Annotated in this window: 19 protein-coding genes; 17 read left to right on the plus strand and 2 right to left on the minus strand. The window is 72.5% G+C overall.

Annotation, left to right across the window (positions count from 1 at the left end):
* The first annotated feature begins 116 nt into the window (after window positions 1-116).
* The 6 genes from LTT61_RS27865 (at window position 117) to der (ending at window position 6,026) form a co-directional block, all read left to right on the plus strand.
* Window positions 117-1,061: a ParA family protein gene (locus LTT61_RS27865; RefSeq protein ID WP_233021234.1), complete on the plus strand. Its 945-nt coding sequence runs from the start codon at window positions 117-119 to the stop codon at window positions 1,059-1,061.
* Window positions 1,058-1,915 carry a segregation and condensation protein A gene (locus LTT61_RS27870; RefSeq protein WP_233016972.1) on the plus strand — a complete coding sequence of 286 codons (858 nt, stop codon included), beginning with the start codon at window positions 1,058-1,060 and terminating at the stop codon, window positions 1,913-1,915. Before LTT61_RS27865 ends, LTT61_RS27870 begins: the two co-directional genes overlap by 4 nt.
* On the plus strand, window positions 1,912-2,568 hold the full coding sequence (scpB, locus tag LTT61_RS27875; RefSeq protein ID WP_233016973.1) for an SMC-Scp complex subunit ScpB: 657 nt from the start codon (window positions 1,912-1,914) through the stop codon (window positions 2,566-2,568). The genes LTT61_RS27870 and scpB overlap by 4 nt, the downstream gene beginning before the upstream one ends.
* Window positions 2,569-2,575: 7 nt before the next feature.
* Window positions 2,576-3,877: a pseudouridine synthase gene (locus tag LTT61_RS27880; RefSeq protein ID WP_233016974.1), complete on the plus strand. Its 1,302-nt coding sequence runs from the start codon at window positions 2,576-2,578 to the stop codon at window positions 3,875-3,877.
* 65 nt (window positions 3,878-3,942) lie between these two features.
* Window positions 3,943-4,614 (plus strand): (d)CMP kinase, encoded by a 672-nt coding sequence (cmk, locus tag LTT61_RS27885; protein WP_233021235.1) that lies wholly within the window; start codon window positions 3,943-3,945, stop codon window positions 4,612-4,614.
* Window positions 4,611-6,026 carry a ribosome biogenesis GTPase Der gene (gene der, locus LTT61_RS27890; RefSeq protein WP_233016975.1) on the plus strand — a complete coding sequence of 472 codons (1,416 nt, stop codon included), beginning with the start codon at window positions 4,611-4,613 and terminating at the stop codon, window positions 6,024-6,026. Before cmk ends, der begins: the two co-directional genes overlap by 4 nt.
* A gap of 56 nt (window positions 6,027-6,082) precedes the next feature.
* On the opposite strand, the gene LTT61_RS27895 is transcribed toward der, so the two are convergent.
* Together LTT61_RS27895 and LTT61_RS27900 are read right to left on the minus strand one after the other, a co-directional pair.
* Window positions 6,083-6,457 carry a hypothetical protein gene (locus LTT61_RS27895; protein WP_233016976.1) on the minus strand — a complete coding sequence of 125 codons (375 nt, stop codon included), beginning with the start codon at window positions 6,455-6,457 and terminating at the stop codon, window positions 6,083-6,085.
* Window positions 6,454-7,563: an AraC family transcriptional regulator gene (locus LTT61_RS27900; protein WP_233016977.1), complete on the minus strand. Its 1,110-nt coding sequence runs from the start codon at window positions 7,561-7,563 to the stop codon at window positions 6,454-6,456. The genes LTT61_RS27895 and LTT61_RS27900 overlap by 4 nt, the downstream gene beginning before the upstream one ends.
* An 81-nt stretch (window positions 7,564-7,644) precedes the next feature.
* On the opposite strand from LTT61_RS27900, the gene LTT61_RS27905 reads away from it, so the two are divergent.
* The 11 genes from LTT61_RS27905 (at window position 7,645) to LTT61_RS27955 (ending at window position 20,359) form a co-directional block, all read left to right on the plus strand.
* Complete coding sequence (locus tag LTT61_RS27905; protein ID WP_233016978.1) at window positions 7,645-9,126, plus strand: flavin-containing monooxygenase; 1,482 nt, start codon at window positions 7,645-7,647, stop codon at window positions 9,124-9,126.
* Window positions 9,123-10,862 carry a GMC family oxidoreductase N-terminal domain-containing protein gene (locus LTT61_RS27910; protein WP_233016979.1) on the plus strand — a complete coding sequence of 580 codons (1,740 nt, stop codon included), beginning with the start codon at window positions 9,123-9,125 and terminating at the stop codon, window positions 10,860-10,862. Before LTT61_RS27905 ends, LTT61_RS27910 begins: the two co-directional genes overlap by 4 nt.
* Before the next feature lie 94 nt (window positions 10,863-10,956).
* Entirely contained in the window at window positions 10,957-12,411 is a 1,455-nt protein-coding gene (locus LTT61_RS27915; RefSeq protein WP_233016980.1) for an MFS transporter, read from the plus strand.
* Between the two features lie 125 nt (window positions 12,412-12,536).
* Window positions 12,537-13,340 carry an MlaE family ABC transporter permease gene (locus LTT61_RS27920; RefSeq protein WP_233016981.1) on the plus strand — a complete coding sequence of 268 codons (804 nt, stop codon included), beginning with the start codon at window positions 12,537-12,539 and terminating at the stop codon, window positions 13,338-13,340.
* Entirely contained in the window at window positions 13,337-14,215 is an 879-nt protein-coding gene (locus LTT61_RS27925; RefSeq protein ID WP_233016982.1) for an ABC transporter permease, read from the plus strand. Before LTT61_RS27920 ends, LTT61_RS27925 begins: the two co-directional genes overlap by 4 nt.
* Window positions 14,216-14,222: 7 nt before the next feature.
* Window positions 14,223-15,206, plus strand: a complete 984-nt coding sequence (locus LTT61_RS27930) for an Mce family protein (RefSeq protein ID WP_233016983.1) — start codon at window positions 14,223-14,225, stop codon at window positions 15,204-15,206.
* The gene (locus LTT61_RS27935) at window positions 15,203-16,219 is read left to right on the plus strand and encodes an MlaD family protein (RefSeq protein ID WP_233016984.1); all 1,017 of its coding nucleotides are present in this window, start codon (window positions 15,203-15,205) and stop codon (window positions 16,217-16,219) included. Before LTT61_RS27930 ends, LTT61_RS27935 begins: the two co-directional genes overlap by 4 nt.
* Before the next feature lie 22 nt (window positions 16,220-16,241).
* Window positions 16,242-17,234 carry an MlaD family protein gene (locus LTT61_RS27940; protein ID WP_233016985.1) on the plus strand — a complete coding sequence of 331 codons (993 nt, stop codon included), beginning with the start codon at window positions 16,242-16,244 and terminating at the stop codon, window positions 17,232-17,234.
* A gap of 1 nt (window position 17,235) precedes the next feature.
* Entirely contained in the window at window positions 17,236-18,300 is a 1,065-nt protein-coding gene (locus LTT61_RS27945; RefSeq protein WP_233016986.1) for an MlaD family protein, read from the plus strand.
* Window positions 18,297-19,397 (plus strand): MlaD family protein, encoded by a 1,101-nt coding sequence (locus tag LTT61_RS27950; RefSeq protein ID WP_233016987.1) that lies wholly within the window; start codon window positions 18,297-18,299, stop codon window positions 19,395-19,397. The genes LTT61_RS27945 and LTT61_RS27950 overlap by 4 nt, the downstream gene beginning before the upstream one ends.
* Window positions 19,394-20,359 (plus strand): MlaD family protein, encoded by a 966-nt coding sequence (locus LTT61_RS27955; protein WP_233016988.1) that lies wholly within the window; start codon window positions 19,394-19,396, stop codon window positions 20,357-20,359. The genes LTT61_RS27950 and LTT61_RS27955 overlap by 4 nt, the downstream gene beginning before the upstream one ends.
* The last annotated feature ends 15 nt before the right edge of the window (window positions 20,360-20,374 follow it).

Below are 20,374 nucleotides of genomic sequence, written 5' to 3' on the forward strand. Positions count from 1 at the left end.
AGGTCGCGCCATCCCGGCTTCGCTACGCTCGGCAAGGAACGGGCAGGACGTATAAGGAGCAGCGGATCGTGACCACAGCCAGTGCGGAACCGCCGAACAACGCGTCCGTCCGGGGTCTGTCCGCGCGCGCGGAGCGTCGCGGCGACGCCGAGCCCAAGGGCCCGTCCAAGGCGGCGGCCGACTCGCTCTGGGGCGACGGTGCCGAGCCCGTTCCCGAGGACGCCGACCTCGGCCCGACCGGACGGCCGCTGCGCGCGGTGCCGGACCCGCCGCCGGTGGAGAAGACCGGCCGGGCGCTGATCGTCGCCATGTGCAACCAGAAGGGCGGCGTCGGCAAGACCACCTCCACGATCAACCTGGGCGCCGCGCTCGCCGAGTACGGCCGCCGGGTGCTGCTGGTCGACCTCGACCCGCAGGGCGCGCTCTCCGCGGGGCTCGGGGTCGCGCTGCACGATCTGCAATACACGGTGCACAACCTGCTGGTCGAGAACCGCGTCGGGATCGACGACGTGGTGATGGAGACGCGGGTCGACGGCATGGATCTGCTACCGAGCAATATCGACCTCTCCGCCGCGGAGATCCAGCTGGTGAACGAGGTCGGCCGCGAGCAGTCGCTCGGCCGCGCGCTGGCACCGGTGCGGGACCGGTACGACTACATCCTGATCGACTGCCAGCCCTCGCTCGGCCTGCTCACCATCAACGCGCTGGCCTGCGCCGACGGCGTCATCATCCCGATGGAGTGCGAGTACTTCTCGCTGCGCGGCCTGGCCCTGCTCACCGACACCGTCGACAAGGTGCGGGACCGGCTGAACCAGCAGCTCAGCCTCTACGGCATCGTCGTCACCATGTTCGACGCCAGGTTGCAGCACGCCAGGCAGGTCATGGCGCGCGTGGTCGAGGTCTTCGGCGACCTGGTCTACGACACCGCGATCGGCCGCACCGTGCGCTTCCCGGACGCCAGCGTGGCCGGTGAGCCGATCACCACCTGGGCGCCGAAGTCGACCGGTGCGGAGCAGTATCGATCGATGGCCAGAGAGGTCATCCACCGGTCCGGCCGGTGACCGCGACCGTCACCACAGCGGCGCCCGAGGCGCCGCGCCACACGTTCCACCTGCGGCTGAGCAACTTCGAGGGGCCGTTCGACCTGCTGCTGCAGCTGATCAGCGCGCGCAAACTGGACGTCACCGAGGTCGCGCTGCACAAGGTCACCGACGAGTTCATCGCCTACACCAAGGCGCTCACCGCGGCCATGTCCGCGCCGAACGGGCTGCGCGCGGACAAGATCCTGGACGAGACCACCGAGTTCCTCGTCGTCGCCGCCACCCTGCTCGACCTCAAGGCGGCCCGGCTGCTCCCCTCCGGCGAGATGACCGACGCCGAGGACCTGGAGCTGCTGGAGGCGCGCGACCTGCTCTTCGCGCGGCTGCTGCAGTACCGGGCCTTCAAGCAGGTCGCCGAGTTGTTCGCGGAGCTGGAGGCGGTGGCGCTGCGACGCTACCCGCGCTCGGTCGGGCTGGAGGAGCGGTTCGCCGGGCTGCTGCCCGAGGTCACGCTCGGGGTGGATGTGGCGCGATTCGCGGAGATCGCCGCCGCGGCTTTCCGCCCCAAGCCGACGCCGCGGGTCGGGCTCGACCATCTGCACGCGCACACCGTCTCGGTGGCGGAGCAGGCCGAGCTGGTGCTCGACGTGCTCAAGGAGCGCGGCATCGGCGGCTGGACCACCTTCGCCGAGCTGGTCACCGGCCTCACCGAGCCGATCGAGATCGTGGCGCGGTTCCTGGCGCTGCTCGAGCTGTACCGGGGTAAGCACATCGAGTTCGACCAGCCGGAGCCGCTCGGCCCGCTCGGCGTCAGCTGGACCGGCGACCCGGAGGCGGTGCGGGATCCGGCCGCCATCGAGGAGGAGTACGGATGACCGACGCGGTGGCGAAGTTCACGCCGGAGCCGCTGGATGGCCCCGAATTCCGGGCTGCGCTGGAGGCCATGCTGCTCGTCGTGGACGCTCCCGCGCCGGTCGAACAGCTGGCCGCGGCGCTGGACGACACCTCGGAGCGGGTGGAGACGGCGCTGCGCGGGATGTCCGCCGAGCTCGCCGCCAACGGCAGCGGGATCGACCTGCGTTTCGTCGGGGACGGCTGGCGCTTCTATACTCGGAGCGAGTACGCGCCCTATGTGGAACGGGTACTGCTCGACGGCGCGAGGACCAAACTGACCAGGGCGGCGCTGGAGACGCTGGCGGTCATCGCGTATCGCCAGCCGGTCACCAGAACCAGAGTCGGCGCGGTGCGCGGGGTCAATGTCGACGGCGTGATGCGCACGCTGCTGGCACGGGGCCTGATCGCCGAGGACGGTGTCGATCCGGAGACCAACGGCACCCTCTACCGCACCACGGAGCTCTTCCTGGAGCGGATCGGGCTGGCGTCGCTCAGCGATCTGCCGCCACTGGCGCCGTTGCTCCCCGGCGTCGACCTGATCGATGAGATCAACGAGAGCCTGGAGACGGATCCCCGTTACACCAGGCTGCGAAAATCCACCGAGTCCGATCTGGACCTCGGTACCGAGAACTGAAGGAACTATGAACACCCCCGCTCGCCGAGATGGCACACCGGATCGAAGAAACCGCAGCGACCAGCCCGGGCGCGGCAGGCCGGAGCGCGGACAGCGCACCGCCGCCGCCCGCGCCGACGGCGCCCGTCGCGCGGACGAGGAACGCGATCGCCGCCGCACCCGCGGCGACACCGAGAGCCGCGGTAGCGGCTACGGCCGCGACGGCCGCGACGACCGCGGCGCGAGGCCGGGCGGCGGCCAGGACCGCGCCGGGCGTCCCGACGGCGGCTACGGCCGCGGGGACGACCGGGGTGGACGCCCCGGCGGCGGCCAGGACCGCGCGGGCCGCTCCGACGGCGGCTACGGCCGCAGGGACGACGGCGGAACCGGAGGCCGCTACGGCGGCGGCAGGCCCGACGGTGGCCGTGGTGGTGCGCCCGGCGGCCGCCGGGACGAGGGCGGCGCGCGCCGCGACTCCCGCCCCGCGGCCAAGAAGGCCAAGCCGGAGCGGCAGACCAGCTCGACCCCGCTGCTCAGCAATGCCAAGCCGGCCAAGCACCAGTACGCGGAGGGCGGCCACACCAAGCTCCCGTGGGGCGAGGGCGAACGGTTGCAGAAGGTGCTCGCGAAGGCGGGCGTGGCCTCGCGCCGCGCCGCCGAGGAGCTGATCGCGCAGGGCCGGGTCGAGGTGGACGGCGCCATCGTCACCGAGCAGGGGCTGCGGATCGACGCCGAGAACGCCGTCGTCCGGGTGGACGGCACCCGCGTCGTCGTCCGCGAGGAGCTCGTGCACCTGGCGATGAACAAGCCGCGCGGCTGGCAGTGCACCATGTCCGACGACCTGGGCCGCCCGTGCGTCGGCGACATCGTCGCCGAGCGGATCGTCGCGGGCCAGCGGCTGTTCCACGTCGGCAGGCTGGACGCCGACACCGAGGGGCTGCTGCTGCTCACCAACGACGGCGACCTCGCGCACCGGCTCATGCACCCCTCCTTCGAGGTGCACAAGACCTACCTGGCCACCGTGCGCGGCGAGGTGGACCGCTCGCTGGGCAAGCGGCTGCGCTCCGGCGTCGAGCTGGAGGACGGCCCGGCCAGCGTCGACCGCTTCCAGGTGCTCGAGGTGAACGAGGGTCGATCCCTGGTCAAGCTGGAGCTGCACGAGGGGCGCAAGCACATCGTGCGCAGGCTGCTCGCCGAGGTGGGGCACCCGGTCGACCGGCTGCTGCGCACGCACGTCGGCCCGGTGGCGCTCGGCGATCAACGGCCCGGCACGCTCAAGGTGCTCGGCCGGGACGAAGTCGGAAAACTCTACGAGGCGGTGCAGCTGTGAACGGTCTGGAGATCCCCGTGGCGGAGACCGCGCGGTTGACCGACGATTCGCCGCTGGTGGTGGCGATGGACGGCCCGTCGGGCACCGGTAAGTCCAGTGTCTCGCGGAAGCTGGCCGACCGGCTGCGCGCCCGCTACCTGGACACCGGCGCCATGTACCGGGTCGCCACCCTGCGGGTGCTCCGGCTCGGCGTCGACCCGGCCGACCCGGCCGCGGTCGCCGCCGCGGTCGCCGAGCTGCCGCTGACCATCGGCACCGACCCGGGGCAGGAGCTGATCCTGCTCGCGGGCGAGGACGTCTCCGACGAGATCAGGGGCAGCGTCGTGACCCGCGCGGTCTCCGCGGTCTCCGCGGTGCCCGCGGTGCGCGAGCTGCTGGTGGCGCTGCAGCGCGAGCTGGCGGCGGGCGCGGGGCGGATCGTGGTCGAGGGCCGCGACATCGGCACCGTCGTGCTGCCGGACGCGGACGCCAAGGTCTACCTGACCGCCTCCGCCGAGGCCCGCGCGCACCGGCGCAACCAGCAGAACATCCGCGAGGGCAGGGGCGACGACTACGCCGGTGTCCTCGCCGACGTACAGCGCAGGGACACCCTGGACTCGACGCGCGCGGTCTCCCCGCTGCGCCCGGCCGCGGACGCGGTCCAGGTGGACACCAGCGAGTTGGACATGGACGAGGTCATCGACGCGCTGTACCGAGTGGTCGGGCACGCCGTGGCCGGAAACGGACGGACGCGGTGACCGAGGACGTACTGGCAGGCGACGGCATCTGGAGCGACGAGTCCGACTGGGAGATCCAGGATCTCGACTCCGAGGCGGAGGCGGGCCAGGAGATCGCCATGCCGACCCTCGCGGTGGTCGGCCGCCCCAACGTGGGCAAGTCGACGCTGGTGAACCGGATCCTCGGCAGGCGCGAGGCCGTCGTCGAGGACATCCCGGGCGTGACCAGGGACCGGGTCTCCTACGAGGCGAACTGGTCGGGCCGGCGCTTCTGGGTGCAGGACACCGGCGGCTGGGAGCCGGACGCCAAGGGGCTGCAGCAGTCGGTGGCCCGCCAGGCCGAGCTGGCCATGGCGACCGCCGACGCGATCCTGCTGGTGGTGGACGCCGTCGTCGGCGCCACCACCACCGACGAGGCCGCGGTGCGGAAGCTGCGGCGCAGCGACATCCCGGTGATCCTGGTCGCCAACAAGGTCGACGACGCGCGGGCCGAGGCCGAGGCGGCCTCGCTGTGGTCGCTCGGGCTCGGCGAGCCCCGGATGGTCAGCGCCGCGCACGGCCGCGGCACCGGCGACCTGCTCGACGACGTGCTCGCGGCGCTGCCGGAGACTCCGCGCGAGGGCACCCCCGGCATCGGCCCGCGCCGGGTCGCGCTGGTCGGCAAGCCGAACGTCGGCAAGTCCAGCCTGCTCAACAAGCTGGCCGGGGACGAGCGCTCGGTGGTGCACGACGTCGCGGGCACCACCGTCGACCCGGTGGACACGCTGGTCGACCTCGGCGGCAAGATCTGGAAGTTCGTCGACACCGCGGGGCTGCGGCGCAAGGTGGCGCACGCCTCCGGCACCGAGTTCTACGCCTCGCTGCGCACCAAGTCGGCGCTGGAGGCCTCCGAGGTCGCGATCATGCTGATCGACGCCTCGCAGCCGCTCACCGAGCAGGACCTGCGGGTGATCAGCCTGGTCGCCGACTCCGGCCGCGCGCTCGTGCTCGCCTTCAACAAGTGGGACCTGGTCGACGAGGACCGCAGGCTCACCCTGGAGAAGGAGGTCGACCGCGACCTGATCCGGGTGCCGTGGGCGCAGCGGGTGAACATCTCCGCGCACACCGGCCGGGCGGTGCAGAAGCTGGTGCCCGCGATGGAGGGCGCGCTGGAGTCGTGGGACAAGCGCATCTCCACCGGGCGGCTGAACAACTGGCTCAAGGAGGTCGTCGCGGCGACTCCGCCGCCGATGCGCGGCGGCAGGCTGCCCCGGGTGCTCTTCGCCACCCAGGCCGGTACCCGCCCGCCGACCTTCGTGCTGTTCACCACCGGTTTCCTGGAGGCCGGGTACCGCCGGTTCCTGGAGCGGCGGCTGCGCGAGGAGTTCAATTTCGACGGCTCGCCGGTGCGCATCTCGGTGCGGGTGAGGGAGCGGCGCGAGCGCAAGAAGTAGCCGACAGGCAGGCGGCGGGGACGGTCGATGACCGTCCCCGCCGTTGTCGTATCCCGCTACTCCGACACCGGGAAGAGCGAGGGGCCGTCCTCGGGGGCGCCGTCGACCTGGCCGCGGTGGGTGCCGAAGAGCTCGTCGGCATCGTCGGCCGGGAGCTGATCGACCTCGGTGACGCCCGCGTCGGCGAGCTCTTCGGTGGTGTGATCGATGGGCTCTCCGACGTCCGGCTCCTCCTCGGCGAGGCGCTGGGCGAGCGGCTCGCCCTCGCGCTCCTCGCGGGCGGTCATGCCGAAGCGGTTCGCGCCGCTCCAGTCGTCCGGCGGATCCACCACGGCGTCGCCGTCGTCGTTGCGCACCTCGTCGGAGTCGAGGGACTCGGTCGGCGACAGGGTGTCGCCGGGACCGTCTTCGGTGCTCGCGTCGGTACTCATACGCCAGAGGTGCCCGACCGGCCCCCGGGCAAACGTGCGGCGCCGGTCACCGCGGGGGCGCGCAGCCTGGTCCTGCGGTAGGCCGCGGGGGTGGTGCCGGTCCAGCGCTTGAAGGCGTGGATGAAGGGGGTCGCCTCGGCGTAGCCGAGCCGCAGCGCGACGTCGTCCACCGACATCGGGGTGGCGGCGAGCAGCTCCTCGGCCAGCGTGCGGCGCACCTCGTCGAGCAGGCCGCGGTAGCTGGTGCCCGCCTCGGCGAGCCTGCGGCGCAGGGTGCGGGTGCTCATGGCGAGCTCGGCGGCGACGGCGTCCAGCGTCGGCGGGCCGCTCGGGCCGGGGAAGAGCCGCTCCCGCACGTCGGCGGCGATCCCGGTGCGGGCGCGGCGGCGGCCGACCAGGTCGCGGCACTGCGCGACACACATGGCCCAGGTGGCCTGGTTGGCCTGCGGCAGCGGTTGGGTGAGCAGCCCGGACGGCACGCCGAAGAGGGTCTGCGGGCGGTCGAAGCGCGGCTCGACGCCGAGCACGGCGGTCAGGGCGGCGCTGTTCGCGGGCGCGGGCGCGGGGAAGGCGAACTCGGCGCGGGTGAAGGTGCACACCCTGCCGAGCAGGTCGCTCATCACCCGGTGGATGGCGACGATGTCGCGCTGCACCAGGAACCACTGCAGGTCCGCGGGGACGGTGTCGTAGCGGAACCGGGTGCGCAGCTCGTGCTCGTTCCACTCCACCTCGGGGGTGCAGAAGGCGAAACCGAGGCTGTAGTAGCGCAGCGCCAGCGAGATGGCCTCGCGCAGGGTGGCGCTGGTGACGCAGGCGAAGCCGAAGATGCCGAAGGTGCTGATCCGGTAGCGCCGCCCGACCGTCGCGCCGAGCGCCGCGTCATCCGCGCCGAGCTCGCGGACCAGCGCGCGCACGACGGCCAGCTCGGTATGCGCGTCGATCTGCCGATCCGGGTCGGTCAGCATGGCCGCGGTGAGGCCGGTGCCCGCCAGCAGCCGCGGCGCCGCGACCCCGTGCGCGGCGGCGTGCTCGACCATGACCCCGACGCTGGCGACGCCGCGCGGGAAGCTCCAATCGCGGACTTCCGCCTGCTCGACTTCGTGCATGCTCCCAGTATGGCCGAAACTATTGATTCTCTGACCTCAGGTATTTGCTGTGGGGCCCCTCACAGGTCATAGCGTAGGGATATGTCCAGCAGTACACCTTCGATCGTCATCATCGGCACCGGCTTCGGCGGCCTCGGCGCCGCCATGGAGTTGCAGCGAGCCGGGTTCGGCGACTTCACCATCCTGGAGCGCGCGGCCGACCTCGGTGGCGTCTGGCGGGAGAACACCTACCCCGGCGCGGGCTGCGATATCCCGTCGCCGCTGTACTCGTTCTCCTACGAGCCCAAGTCGGACTGGCCCAAGCGCTTCTCCGGCCAGGCCGACATCCAGGGCTACATCCGGGACGTGGCCCGCAAGCACAACCTGCTCCCGCGCATCCGGTTCGGCTCCGAGGTCACCGAGGCGGCCTACGACGACGCGACCGGCACCTGGACCGTGCGGCTCGCCGACGGCGCCGAGCTCACCTGCGACGTGCTGATCTCCGCGGTCGGGCAGCTCTCCCGCCCCGCGCTGCCCGCCATCGCGGGCATCGAGAGCTTCCGCGGGCAGTCGTTCCACTCCGCCGAGTGGGACCACGACGTCGAGCTGACCGGCAAGAGGGTCGCGGTGATCGGCACCGGCGCCAGCGCCGTCCAGTTCGTGCCGGCCATCGCGCCGAGCACCGAGCGCCTGACGCTGTTCCAGCGCTCGGCGGCGTGGATCATGCCGAAGAACGACATCGAGTACTCGAAGCTGCACCACACCCTGTTCCAGCTGCTTCCCTTGACCAGGAAGGCCGAGCGGCTCTGGTTCTGGACCCTCTGCGAGTTCCTCGCGCTGGCCCTGGTCGACGTGGTACCGATCCGGAAGCTGGTCACCTGGATCGGCAAGCGCCAGCTGCGCAGGCAGGTGGCCGACCCGGAGCTGCGCGCGAAGCTGACCCCGGACTACCCGGCCGGCTGCAAGCGCGCGCTCTTCTCCAACGAGTACCTGCCCGCGCTCACCGCGGCGAACGTCCAGGTGGAGACGGTGGGCATCACCGCGATCGAGCCCGAGGGCGTGCGCACCGCCGACGGCGCGCTGCACGAGGCCGACGTGATCGTCTACGGCACCGGCTTCAAGGGAACCGAGTTCCTCTGGCCGATGCGGATCCGCGGCCGCGGCGGCCGCGAGCTGGAGCACGACTGGGCGGGCGGGGCCGGCGCGTACAAGGGCATCACCGTGCCCGGCTACCCGAACCTGTTCCTGATGTACGGGCCGAACACCAACCTCGGCGTCGGCTCCATCGTCTATATGATCGAGTCGCAGGCGAGCTACATCCGGCAGGCGCTGGAGCGGCTGGCTCCGCACGCGGGCCGGGTGCTCGACACCCGCACCGACAAGGCGGATGAATTCGACGCCCGGCTGCAGAGGCGGCTCGACCGCACGCCGTGGAACTTCTGCGGCAGCTGGTACCGCAGCGAGAACGGGCGGATCACCAACAACTGGCCGGGCACCGTGCTCAGCTACCGGCTGCAGACCCGCAAGCTGGACCCGGCCGACCACCCGCTGCTTCCCGTCGGCGCAAAGGAGCTCTCCCGATGACTTTCGACTACGACGTGCTGATCGTCGGTTCCGGCTTCGGCGGCAGCGTGAGCGCGCTGCGGCTCACCGAGAAGGGGTACCGGGTCGGCGTGCTGGAGGCGGGGCGCCGCTTCGCCGACCACGAGTTCGCCAAGACCTCCTGGCGCGCCAACAAGTACCTGTGGGCGCCGTGGGCCAAGTTCTACGGCATCCAGCGGCTCACGCTGCTCGACGACACCCTGATCATGAGCGGCTCCGGCGTCGGCGGCGGCTCCCTGGTCTATGCCAACACGCTGTACGAGCCGCCGGAGAAGTTCTTCGCGGACCGGCAGTGGGCGCACATCACCGACTGGAAGTCGGAGCTGCTGCCCTACTACGACCAGGCCAAGCGGATGCTCGGCGTCACGACGAACCCGGCCACCACCGCCACCGACCGCGTCCTGCGCGAGGTGGCCGAGGAGATGGGCGTCGGCGACTCCTACCAGCGCACCCCGGTCGGCGTGTTCTTCGGCGGGCCGGGCACCAGGCCGGGCCAGGACGTGCCCGACCCGTTCTTCGGCGGCGCCGGCCCGGCCAGGCGCACCTGCACGCACTGCGGCGAGTGCATGACCGGGTGCAGGCACAACGCCAAGAACAGCCTGGTCAAGAACTACCTCTACCTGGCCGAGGAGGCCGGGGCCGAGGTGCACCCGCTGACCACCGTCACCGACGTGCGGCCGCTCTCCGGCGGCGGCTACTCGGTCTCGACCGTCGGCACCGGGCGGCTGCTGCGCAGGCGGAAGCGCAGCTTCACCGCCGAGCAGGTGATCTTCTCCGCCGCCGCGCTCGGCACCCAGCGGCTGCTGCACAAGCTGCGCGACACCGGCTCGCTGCCGGAGATCTCGCCGCGGCTCGGGTACCTGGCGCGCACCAACTCCGAGGAGCTGCTCGTCGTGCGCACCCGCGCCGACGACACCGACTTCACCAAGGGCGTCGCGATCACCTCGTCCATCCACCCCGACGCCGACACGCACATCGAACCGGTGCGCTACGGCAAGGGGAGCAACACCCTCGCGCTGCTCAGCACCGCGATGGTGGACGAGGTCGACGGCGTCGCCAAGGGCAAGCTGTGGTGGCGGCAGATGGTGCGCGGCAGGCGCGACATCGCGCGCATGCACAATCCGCGGCGCTGGTCCGAGCAGATGATCGGGCTGCTGGTGATGCAGTCGCTGGACAACTCGATCACCACCTACACCCGGCGCGGGGTGTTCGGGCGCAAGCGGATGCACACCAGGCAGGGTGAGGGCGCGCCCAACCCGACCTGGATCCCGGCCGGGCACGAGGTGGCGAACCGAATCGGCGACAAGATCGACGGGTTCGCCACCGGCTCGATCAGCAGCCTGTTCGACATCCCGATGACCGGGCACTTCATCGGCGGCTGCGTGATCGGCGATTCGCCGGAGAGCGGTGTGGTCGACCCGTACCACCGGCTCTACGGCCATCCCGGGCTGCACGTCATCGACGGCTCGACGATCACCGCGAACCTCGGGGTGAACCCGTCGCTGACGATCACCGCGCAGTCCGAGCGGGCCGTCGCCATGTGGCCGAACAAGGGCGAGGCCGATTCGCGGCCCGTGCTCGGCTCCGCCTATCGCCGGATCGAGCCGGTGGCGCCGCGCCGTCCGGTGGTGCCGGAGAGCGCGCCGGGGGCGCTGCGGTTGCCGCTGGTGCAGATCACCAGCAAGGGCAAGCCGGTGCCCGCGCCCGCGGGGGAGTAGCGGGTCCGCGGCCGGTCGTGCGCCGTGGCCGCGATGGCCGCCGCCGCAGGCGATTTGGTGGTTTCTCCCGCTCGGGGCGGGGAAGAACCGCGGCATGAACACCGTGCGCACGCGGATCCCGGCCCGGCTCGACCGCCTGCCGTGGTCGCGCTGGCACTGGATGATCGTCATCGGGCTCGGCTCGGTGTGGATCGTCGACGGCTTCGAGGTCACCGTGGTCGGCAGCGTGGCCGGGCGGCTCTCCGAGCCGGGCAGCGGGCTGCCGATCACGGCGGCGCAGGTCTCCGGGGTGGCGGCGGCGCTGTACGTGGCGGGCGCCTGTGTCGGCGCGCTGGTGTTCGGCTGGCTCACCGACCGCTACGGCCGCAAGAAACTGTTCATCATCACGCTCGCGGTGTACCTGGTGGCGACCGCGATGACGGCGTTCTCGTTCGACGTCTGGTGGTTCCTGCTCTTCCGGTTCCTCACCGGGCTCGGCATCGGCGGCGAGTACGCGGCGATCAACTCCGCGATCGACGAACTCATCCCGAGCAGGTACCGCGGCCGGATCGACATCATCATCAACGGCACCTACTGGCTCGGCGCCGCCGGTGGCGCGCTGCTCTCGGTGGCCGCGCTGAACCCGAACCTCTTCGCCGAGAACCTGGGCTGGCGGCTGATGTTCGGCATCGGCGTCGTCTTCGGGCTGCTGATCCTGCTGGTCCGGCGCAACGTGCCGGAGAGCCCGCGCTGGATGTTCATCCACGGCCGGGACCGGCAGGCCGAGGAGCTGGTCGACGGGGTGGAGCGGGAGGTGCGCCGGGAGACCGGCGCCGAGCTGCCCGACCCCGGCGCCGAAATCGAGGTGCGGCAGCGGAAGTCGACCGGGTTCGGTGAGATCGCCCGCGTGATGTTCCGGGAGTACCCGCGGCGCAGCGCGCTCGGGCTCGGCCTCTTCATCGGGCAGGCGTTCCTCTACAACGCGGTCACCTTCAACTTCGCCGTCATCCTGAGCAAGCTGTTCGGCGTGCGCGCCGACCACACCGGCTACTACTACGCCGTCATGTGCCTCGGCAGCTTCTTCGGGCCGCTGCTGTTCGGCCGCTTCTTCGACACCGTCGGGCGCAAGCCGATGATCGCGGGCTCCTACCTCGGCTCCGGGGCGCTGTTGCTGGTCACCGCGTGGCTGCTGGCGGGCGGGAACCTGACCGCGCTCACCCTCACCGCCTGCTGGACCGTGGTGCTGCTGGTCGCCTCCTGCGGCGCGAGCTCGGCCTACCTGACGGTGAGCGAGATCTTCCCGATGGAGACCCGTGCCATGGCGATCGCGTTCTTCTTCGCGATCGGCACGGCGGCGGGCGGGATCGCGGGGCCGCTGGTCTTCGCCGAGCTGACCGGCGATGGCGATATCGGGCGCACCGCGCTGGCCTTCGTCATCGGGGCGATCGTGATGATCCTCGGCGGGCTGGTCGAGGTCTTCCTCGGGGTGCGGGCGGAGCGGCGCTCGCTGGAGGAGATCGCCCCGCCGCTGAGTTCGCGGCCGGAGCCGGAGAGTTCGTCCGCGCGGTGAGCCGCGGCGTTGCTCGCACGCCACTTTCGAGGCTGTTCAGGGGTCCTGTCGATCAGTTCGATCGAAACCGCTCGACGCTGACCGTGCTGTTGATAGTCTAATGGCAGTTCGACTATCACAACGCGGTGTTCGAGGAGGTCGTGGTGGTCGCGTCGATCGCATCGAGCACCCGGACCTTCGGGCGCGGGGTCCGGCTCGGGGTGCGGGCCACCGCGCTCATGGGGTACGACCTCGCGCGCGGCCGCTTCCCGCTGCGGGAGGCGCTGGTCCAGGCGTGGTTCTTCGTCTCGGTGTCGATGCTGCCCGCGATCCTGATCTCGCTCCCGATGGGCGTGGTGATCGCGGTGCAGGTCGGCAGCATCACCGAGAACATCGGCGCCGGGTCGATGGCGGGCGCGGTCGGCGGCATGGGGGTCATGCAGCAGATCGCGCCGCTCGCGGCGGCGCTGCTGGTCGGCGGGGCGGGCGCCTCGGCGATCGCCGCCGACCTCGGCGCCCGCACGGTGCGCGAGGAGATCGACGCGCTGCGCACCATGGGCATCGACCCGCACCGCAGGCTGGTGGCTCCGCGCATCCTGGCCATGACGGTGGTCGCGCCGATGCTGGCTGTGCTGGTGATCCTGATGAGCATCCTGGCCGGGTTCTTCGTCGCCTCGGTCGGGCAGGGCGTCGCGCCCGGCTCGTACTGGCTCTCCTTCGGCAGCTTCGCCACCGTCACCGATCTGGTGCTCTGCCTGGGCAAGTCGGCGATCTTCGGCTACCTGGTCGCGGTGATCGCCGGGCAGCGCGGGCTGGAGGCGGGCGGCGGGCCGAAGGGCGTCGCCGACTGCGTGAACGCCGCCGTGGTGCTCGGCATGCTGGCCTGCCTGGTGGTGAACCTGGTGATCACCCAGCTGGTGCTGCTCTTCCTGCCCATGGGGTTCCTGTGACCGCGGCCGCGCCCCGCGGCGGGCCGTCGGCCTACCGCCCCGCCGGGCTGCGCTGGACCCGGCGGCTGCGGCGGGGCTGGGAACCGCTGGAGGAGCTGGGTTTCCAGCTCCGCTTCGGGGTGGCGGCGGTGCTCGGGGTCGGGCACGCGCTGCGCAACTACCGCAGGCAGACCGTCGCCGTCTTCACCGATCTGGCCTGGGGCAACGGCCGCTCGGTGATCGTCGGCGGCGGGGTGGCGCCGGTGCTGGTGATCATGGGCGTGGTGGCGGGGGCGATGATCGGGCTGCTCGGCTTCAGCGCGCTGGACATGCTCGGCATGGGGCCGCTGGCCGGGGCCATGTCGGCGCTGGCCAACCCGCGCGAGCTGGCGCCGCTGGTGGCCGCGGTCGGCTTCGCGGCGCAGGCCGGGTGCCGGATGACCGCCGAGATCGGCGCCATGCGCATCTCCGAGGAGATCGACGCGCTGGAAGCGCAGGCCATCGACCCGATTCCGTACGTCGTCTCCACCCGGCTGGTCGCCGCCGTGATCACCGTGGTCCCGGTGTACCTGATCGCGCTCGCGCTCGGCTTCTTCACCACCGACCTGGTGGTGACGGGGGTGCAGGGGCAGGGCTCCGGCGCCTTCGGGCACTACTTCCGGATGTTCGTCAGCGGCCCGGACCTGGCCTTCTCACTGCTCAAGGTGGTGGTGTTCGTGCTGCTGGTCACCGGCGTGCACGCCTACCAGGGGTTCTACGCGACCGGCGGGCCGGAGGGGGTCGGCATCGCCTCCGGGCGGGCGATCCGGGCCAGCCTGGTGCTCATCGCCATGAGCGACATGGCGCTGACCCTCGCGATCTGGGGGTTCGACACCGATATCGGATTCACGGGGTGAGCGGGCGATGAGCCGGGCACGAAGTTTCTCGGTGCGCGGCCCGGACCGCGCCGGGCTGCGGCTGCGCGGGCTGGTGCTGCTGGTCGCGCTGGTGCTGCTGAGCGGCGCGGTGTGGCGCACGCTGGAGCCGGGGCGGGACGGGCGGGTCGAGTTCGACCTGGTGGTCTCCGGGCTCGGCGACGGCGCGGGGGCGGGCACCCCGATCCGGCTGCGCGGCATGGCGATCGGGGAGGTGGTCGAGGTGCGGCCGGTGGGGGTGCAGCGGCACCGGCTGACCGTCGGGGTGGACGCGGCCCGGCTGCCCGAGCTGAGCACGACCACCCGGCCGCGCTTCGTCTCGGCCACGGTCTTCGGCTCCACCGCACTGGAACTCACCCCGATGCCGGGCGGGGAGCCGCTCGCCGCCGGTGCGGTGCTCGAGCCCGCCGAGCGGGTCGAGAACTTCACCGTCACCCGGATCCTGCGCGACTCCAACCGGGCCGTCGCCGACATCCTCACCGATCGGCTCGCGGTCTCGCTGGAGAACGCGGCCGGGCTCACCGAGGCGGGCGCGCCGCTGCTCACCTCGGCGCTGCTGCTCGCCCGCAGCCGGCAACGGGTCCAGGGGGTGCCGCTCGGGCAGGTGCTGAGCACCACCGCCGACGTCACCGAGGGGGTCGCGGCGTTCGCCCCCTCCGCGCTCGGCATCCTCACCGCGCTCGCCTCGGTCGAGGAGCTGGACGACGACGCCGCGACGAAACAGGCATCGGCCACCATCTCCGAGGTCTCCAACCTGGTCTTCGCCTTCGCCGGCGAGCTGGTCGGCTCGCTCGGGCCGATGGCGCACGCGGTGGACATGCTGCTGGACATGGTGATCCCGCTGAACCAGTCCATGCGCGGCGTCACCCCCTGGCACGTGCGGGCGCTGCTGGCCGGGCTGGACGGCGCGCTGCCGAACCGGGACGGGCAGGTCACCCTTCAGACCGAGATCGTCATCGGGGGGCCGCGATGAAGACGCCCCGCGGCGCCGCCGTGCGCCTCTCGCTGCTCCTGCTCGTGGTGCTCGGCATCGTCACCCTGGTGGTGCAGGCCATCGAGCGCCCGGTCGGCGGGGCGACCCGCGCCTACGTGGCCGAGTTCGGTGACGTCTTCGGGCTGCGCGCGAACGCCGACGTGCGGCTGCGCGGCGTCCAGGTCGGCAAGATCACCGAGGTCGCGCTGACCCCGGAGCACACCGCGCGGGTGCGCTTCACGCTGCGCACCGAGTACCCGCTGCGCGGCACCGACGTGCTCGCCATCCGCTTCCAGAACCTCACCGGGCAGCGCTACCTCGCGATCACCCGCGGCGCCGACGCCCCCGAGCTCGACCCCGCCGAACCGGTGCGCAACACCGTCGACTCCTTCGACATCACCACCGTCTTCAACGGCCTGCGCCCGCTGCTGAACGAGGCCGACCCCGAGGTCTACAACCGATTCCTCAGCAACGTCGTCGCCCTGATCGACGGCACCGGCGACGACCCCGCGCCGCTGCTCCGCGACGTCGCCGCGCTGGCCTCCTACGCCGCCGACCGCACCGCCGTGATCAGCACCATCGTCGCCGACCTCGACCAGCTCGGCCAGCGGCTGCGCGGGCGCTCGGCGAACCTGGAGAACATCCTGCGGGTCTTCCACTCCATCTTCATGCCGGTCTCCAGCCGGATGGCGGAGTTCCTCACCCTGATGGACAAGGGCTCGGTGGAGATGAGCGAGGTGGTACGCACCGCCGACGCGCTCGCGCTGCTGCTGCTCGGCGCCCGCGACTCCTCCGACTCGCTCACCGAGCGGATGCGGCTCGCCATCCCGGACAGCACCGCCGCGGTGCGCTCGCTGTGGCTGCTGCCCGGGCTGCTGGAGTCGCTGAACGCGCTCATCCCGGCCGAGGAGCCGGGCCGGGGGTGCGCGCACGGCGCCTTCCCGGTGCCGGTCGACGCGACCGTGCTGCTGCACGGCCGGGCCCTCACCGTCTGCGCGGGGGCACCGCGATGACCGTCCGCGAGGGAGGAGCGCCATGACATTCGGCGCCGAACAGGCGACGCCGCGCGCCCAGCTGGTCTGGGCGCTGCTCGGGGTCGTCGCGCTGACCATCGGCTTCGGGACCGTCGGGGTGCTGTACCTGCACCCGCCCGGCGCGGTCGTGCAGCACCTCTCGCTGCCGGAGAGCGGCGGGCTGAAACCCGGCGACGGGGTGCGGATCGCGGGGATCCCGGTGGGCCGGGTGCTCGCGGTGCGGCTGGCCGACGCGCACGTGGACGTCGCCTTCGAGGTCGACGCGGGGCAGCGGCTCGGCGACGCCACCGCGGTCGACGTGCGCATGCTGACCCCCGTCGGCGGGCTCTACCTTGCCCTGCTGCCCGCGGGCGACGGGGTGCTGCGCGGCGCCATCCCGGCCGAGCGGGCGCGGCTGCCGTTCGTGGTGAACGACCTGCTGCCGGAGACGGCCCGGGTCACCGGCCGGGCCGACACCGCCGCGCTGCGGGCCACCCTGGAGGGGTCGGCGGCCGCGCTCACCGGGGCGCCCGGCGCGGTGCGCGAGTCCGTCACCGCGCTCGGCACGGTGGTCGGGGCGCTCGCCGAGCAGCGGACCCAGGTGCAGGAGCTGCTCGCGCTCTCCAACGAGTACCTGGCCACCGTGCACGACAACGAGCAGCTGGCCACCGAGGTGATCCGCGCCTACGCGATTCTCGGCCCGCAGATCGTGGCGGCCCGCGCCGAGGTGGAGATCTTCGCCGACAAGGTGACCGCCGTGGTCGGGCTGCTCTTCGACTTCCTCAGCGGGCCCTACGCCGAAAAGCTGGAGCCGCTGTTCTTCCCGCTCGAGCAGAGCCGCGACCTGAGCGGGCAGCTGCTCGCCGACACCGACCGCATGATCGACGCGCTCACCGGTACGCTGCGGCAGCTCGCCGCGGTGGCCGGGCCGGAGGGGACCGCGCTCATCGACCAGAGCGGGCTCACCGTCCAGCGGCCGGACGTGTGCCTGCCGGTGCCGGGAGCGGGGTGCTGACATGGGCGTGCGGACGGGACTCGGGGTCGTGCTGGTCGCCGCGGTGGCCGCGACCGGCGCCGCGCTCGGCGCCGGCTGGGGCGGCGGCGCGACCAGGGCGGTGTGCGCCGAGTTCGACACCACCTACGGGCTGTACGAGGGCGCGGCGGTGACCATCCGCGGGGTCCCGGTGGGGTCGGTGGCGGCGCTGGAGCCCGCGGGCGACCGGGTCCGGGTGCGGATGCGGATCGCGGAACGGAGGCTCCCCGCCGAGGTGCGGGCCGTCGTGGTGAACGCCTCGCTGCTCACCGACCGGCGGGTCGAGCTGGCGAACGCCGACTACGCGGGCGGGGCGCTGCTGCCGGAGCAGCGCTGTATCGCGAAGGAGCGCACCGAGACTCCGCTGAGCGTCTCGGCCGCGCTGCGCTCGTTCACCGGGCTGCTCGACGAGATGACCAGGCCGGGGCCGGACGGGGTGCCGCCGCTGCAGGCGGTGCTGGCCGGGGCGGACCGGGAGCTCGGCGGGCTCGGGCCGCAGCTGCGCGACCAGTTGCGGGCGCTGGCCGAGCTCACCTCGTCGCCGGAGGTGTTCATGGGCGAACTCGGCGCTGTGCTGGACAACTCCGCCGAGCTGACCACCTTCCTGACCAGGGAGTGGGGCGACATCACCACCACGCTCACCACCTTCGGGCCCGGGCTGGAGCTGCTGGAGAGCAGTTTGGTGATCGTCAAGACGATGGTGGGGAAGCTTGCGCTCGCCGTCGAGCCGATGGATCGGCTGTTCAACCAGCACTTCCCGTACCTGATGGAGCTGCTCGAATCGTCGATTCCGGCGGTGACGCTGGCTCGGGTGCGGGCCGAGGAGTCGCGGGATGTGCTGGACACCGTGCCGGGAGTGCTGGCGATGCTGCGCGCCATGGTCGGGGTGGCCGGGGTCGAGGTCGGGTATCGGGGGCCGGGGGTCGTGGTCGCCGGTGATCCGGCGCGGCTCTGTGCCGGGGTGCCGGAGTGCACGGCGCTCTCCGCGGCGGCGGCGCGCATGCCGCTGCCGCAGGCGGTACTCGCCGCGGTGGGGGGTGCGCGATGACCGGCACGGGTTCCGGGATGTCGCTGCGGCGGGCGGGGATCGCGGCGCACCGGAACCGCGGCGGCGGCTCGCCCGATGGGCACCGCTCGCGGGGGTTCCCACGCACGATCGGTGTGCTGGTCGCGGTGATCGTGGCGCTGCTCGCGGGGTGCGGGTTCGACCCGTCGGACCACGCGCTGCCGGGGACCGGCGTCGACGGGCCGAGCTACCGGCTGAACCTGGAGTTCGAGTCGCTGCTCAGCCTGCCCGCGGGGGCGGTGGTGCGCAGCGACGGCGCCGAGGTCGGCACGCTGCGCGGGATCGAACTCGCCCCGCACGCGGCGATCGCCCGCATCGAGGTGCGCGCGGACGCCCGCTTCCCCCGCGGCACCCGCGCCGAACTGCGCCAGACCACCGTGCTCGGCGACATCTACCTGGCACTGCTCCCACCCGTCGACGGCGGGGCCGAGCCTCTGCGCGACGGCGACACGATCCCGCTCCGCGACACCGATCCCGGCCCCCAGCTGGAGCAGATCCTGGACCGGATGGCCGTGTTCGTCAACGGCGGCAGCCTCACCCGCATGCAGGACGCGATCGACCAGCTCAACGCCGCGCTGCCCGCCGACCCGGCCGAGACCGGCGAACTCGGCGGGCTGCTCGCGGCCGACCTCGGCACCACCGCCGACCACCTCCCCGACCTGGAGCGCATGCTCGCCGCCGCCGACGCCACCACCCGGCGGCTGCACGACATGCGCGACGAGATCGGGTTCCTGTTCTCCGAGACCGCGAAGCGCAGGCTCGGCCGGGTGCCCGAGTTCATGACCGCGGTGCTCAACGTCGTCATCGACGTCAACACCCTCACCACCGGCCTGGACTGGACCATTCCCCGGCTGCCGAACCTCAACGTCGCCCTGGAGCAGACCGCGGGGCTGCTCCGCGAACCCTCCGCCGACCCGCGGGTCTGGGCGGGCAGCGGGGCGCTGCTCCCCGAGCTGCTGTCCGGCAGGGTGATTCCGTTCCTGACCGACCCCGCGATCGACGTCCGCACCCTTCGTATCGAGGGCAACCCCGAGCTCGACGCCGCGGTGCTGCTCCGGCTGATCGGAGCCGCGCCGTGACCCGCATCCCCGCCTGGCTCTCCGGGCTCGTGCTGACCGTGGTGACCACGCTCGGCGGCGGCTACCTCGCCGTCGGCGTGCTCGGCCACGACCCGACCGTGCCGCGGCACCGCGCCGAGGTGCGGATGGCGCACGCCGCCGGGCTGCGCACCGGGTCGGAGGTGGTGTACCGCGGGGTCGACATCGGGGCCGTGCGGTTCGTGGAGAGCGTGCGCGACGGGGTCCGGGTGGGGATCGAGTACGACGCCGGGTACCGGATTCCCGCCGACAGCGCGCTCGCCGTCGAGAACCTCTCCGCGCTCGGCGAACCGGTCTTCGCCTTCCTGCCCGGCGCCGACACCGGCCGCTACCTCGCCGACGGCGCGCGGCTCACCGGCGCCGTCGAGACGCCGACCGCGGTACCGGAGCTGCTCGCGGGCACCTCCACCCTGCTCGACCAGGTCGACTCGGCCGCGGTGCGCAGGCTGGTCGAGACCTTCGCCGTCGCGGTCGACGGCGCGGGCGCGGTGACGCCCGCGCTGGCCCGCGCCGCCGACCTGCTGGCGGGGACGCTGGCCAGGCACCAGGCATCGCTGGAGATCGTGCTGCGCGACGTCATGCGGCTCGTGCCCGAGCTCGGCTGGGTCAAGCCGGTGCTCACCGCGGCGCCGCCGCAGCTCGACCGGTTCGGGGCGACGCTCGGCGTCTCCTACGAGTACCTGTTCGAGGGATCGGTGCTGCTCCGGGGGGAGGAGGTGCTCGGCTCCTGGCGCGCCGAGGAGGCGCAGCTCGTCGACTTCCTGCGCCGCTTCGCCCCCGAGCTCGGCGCGCTCGGCGTCGCCCTGCGCCCCGTCACCACCGCCATCGGCCCCGCCCTCGGCGCCGTCGACATGGCGACCCTCCTCGACCAGGCCCTCACCTCCCTCCCCGGTGACCGCCTCCGCATCACCCTCACCCAGCCCGCTCCCGAAGGACCCAGATGAGCCCCGACCCCCCCG

Origin of the sequence: Nocardia asteroides (assembly GCF_021183625.1) — a bacterium.
In the GTDB taxonomy this organism is placed as follows: Bacteria; Actinomycetota; Actinomycetes; order Mycobacteriales; family Mycobacteriaceae; genus Nocardia; species Nocardia asteroides_A.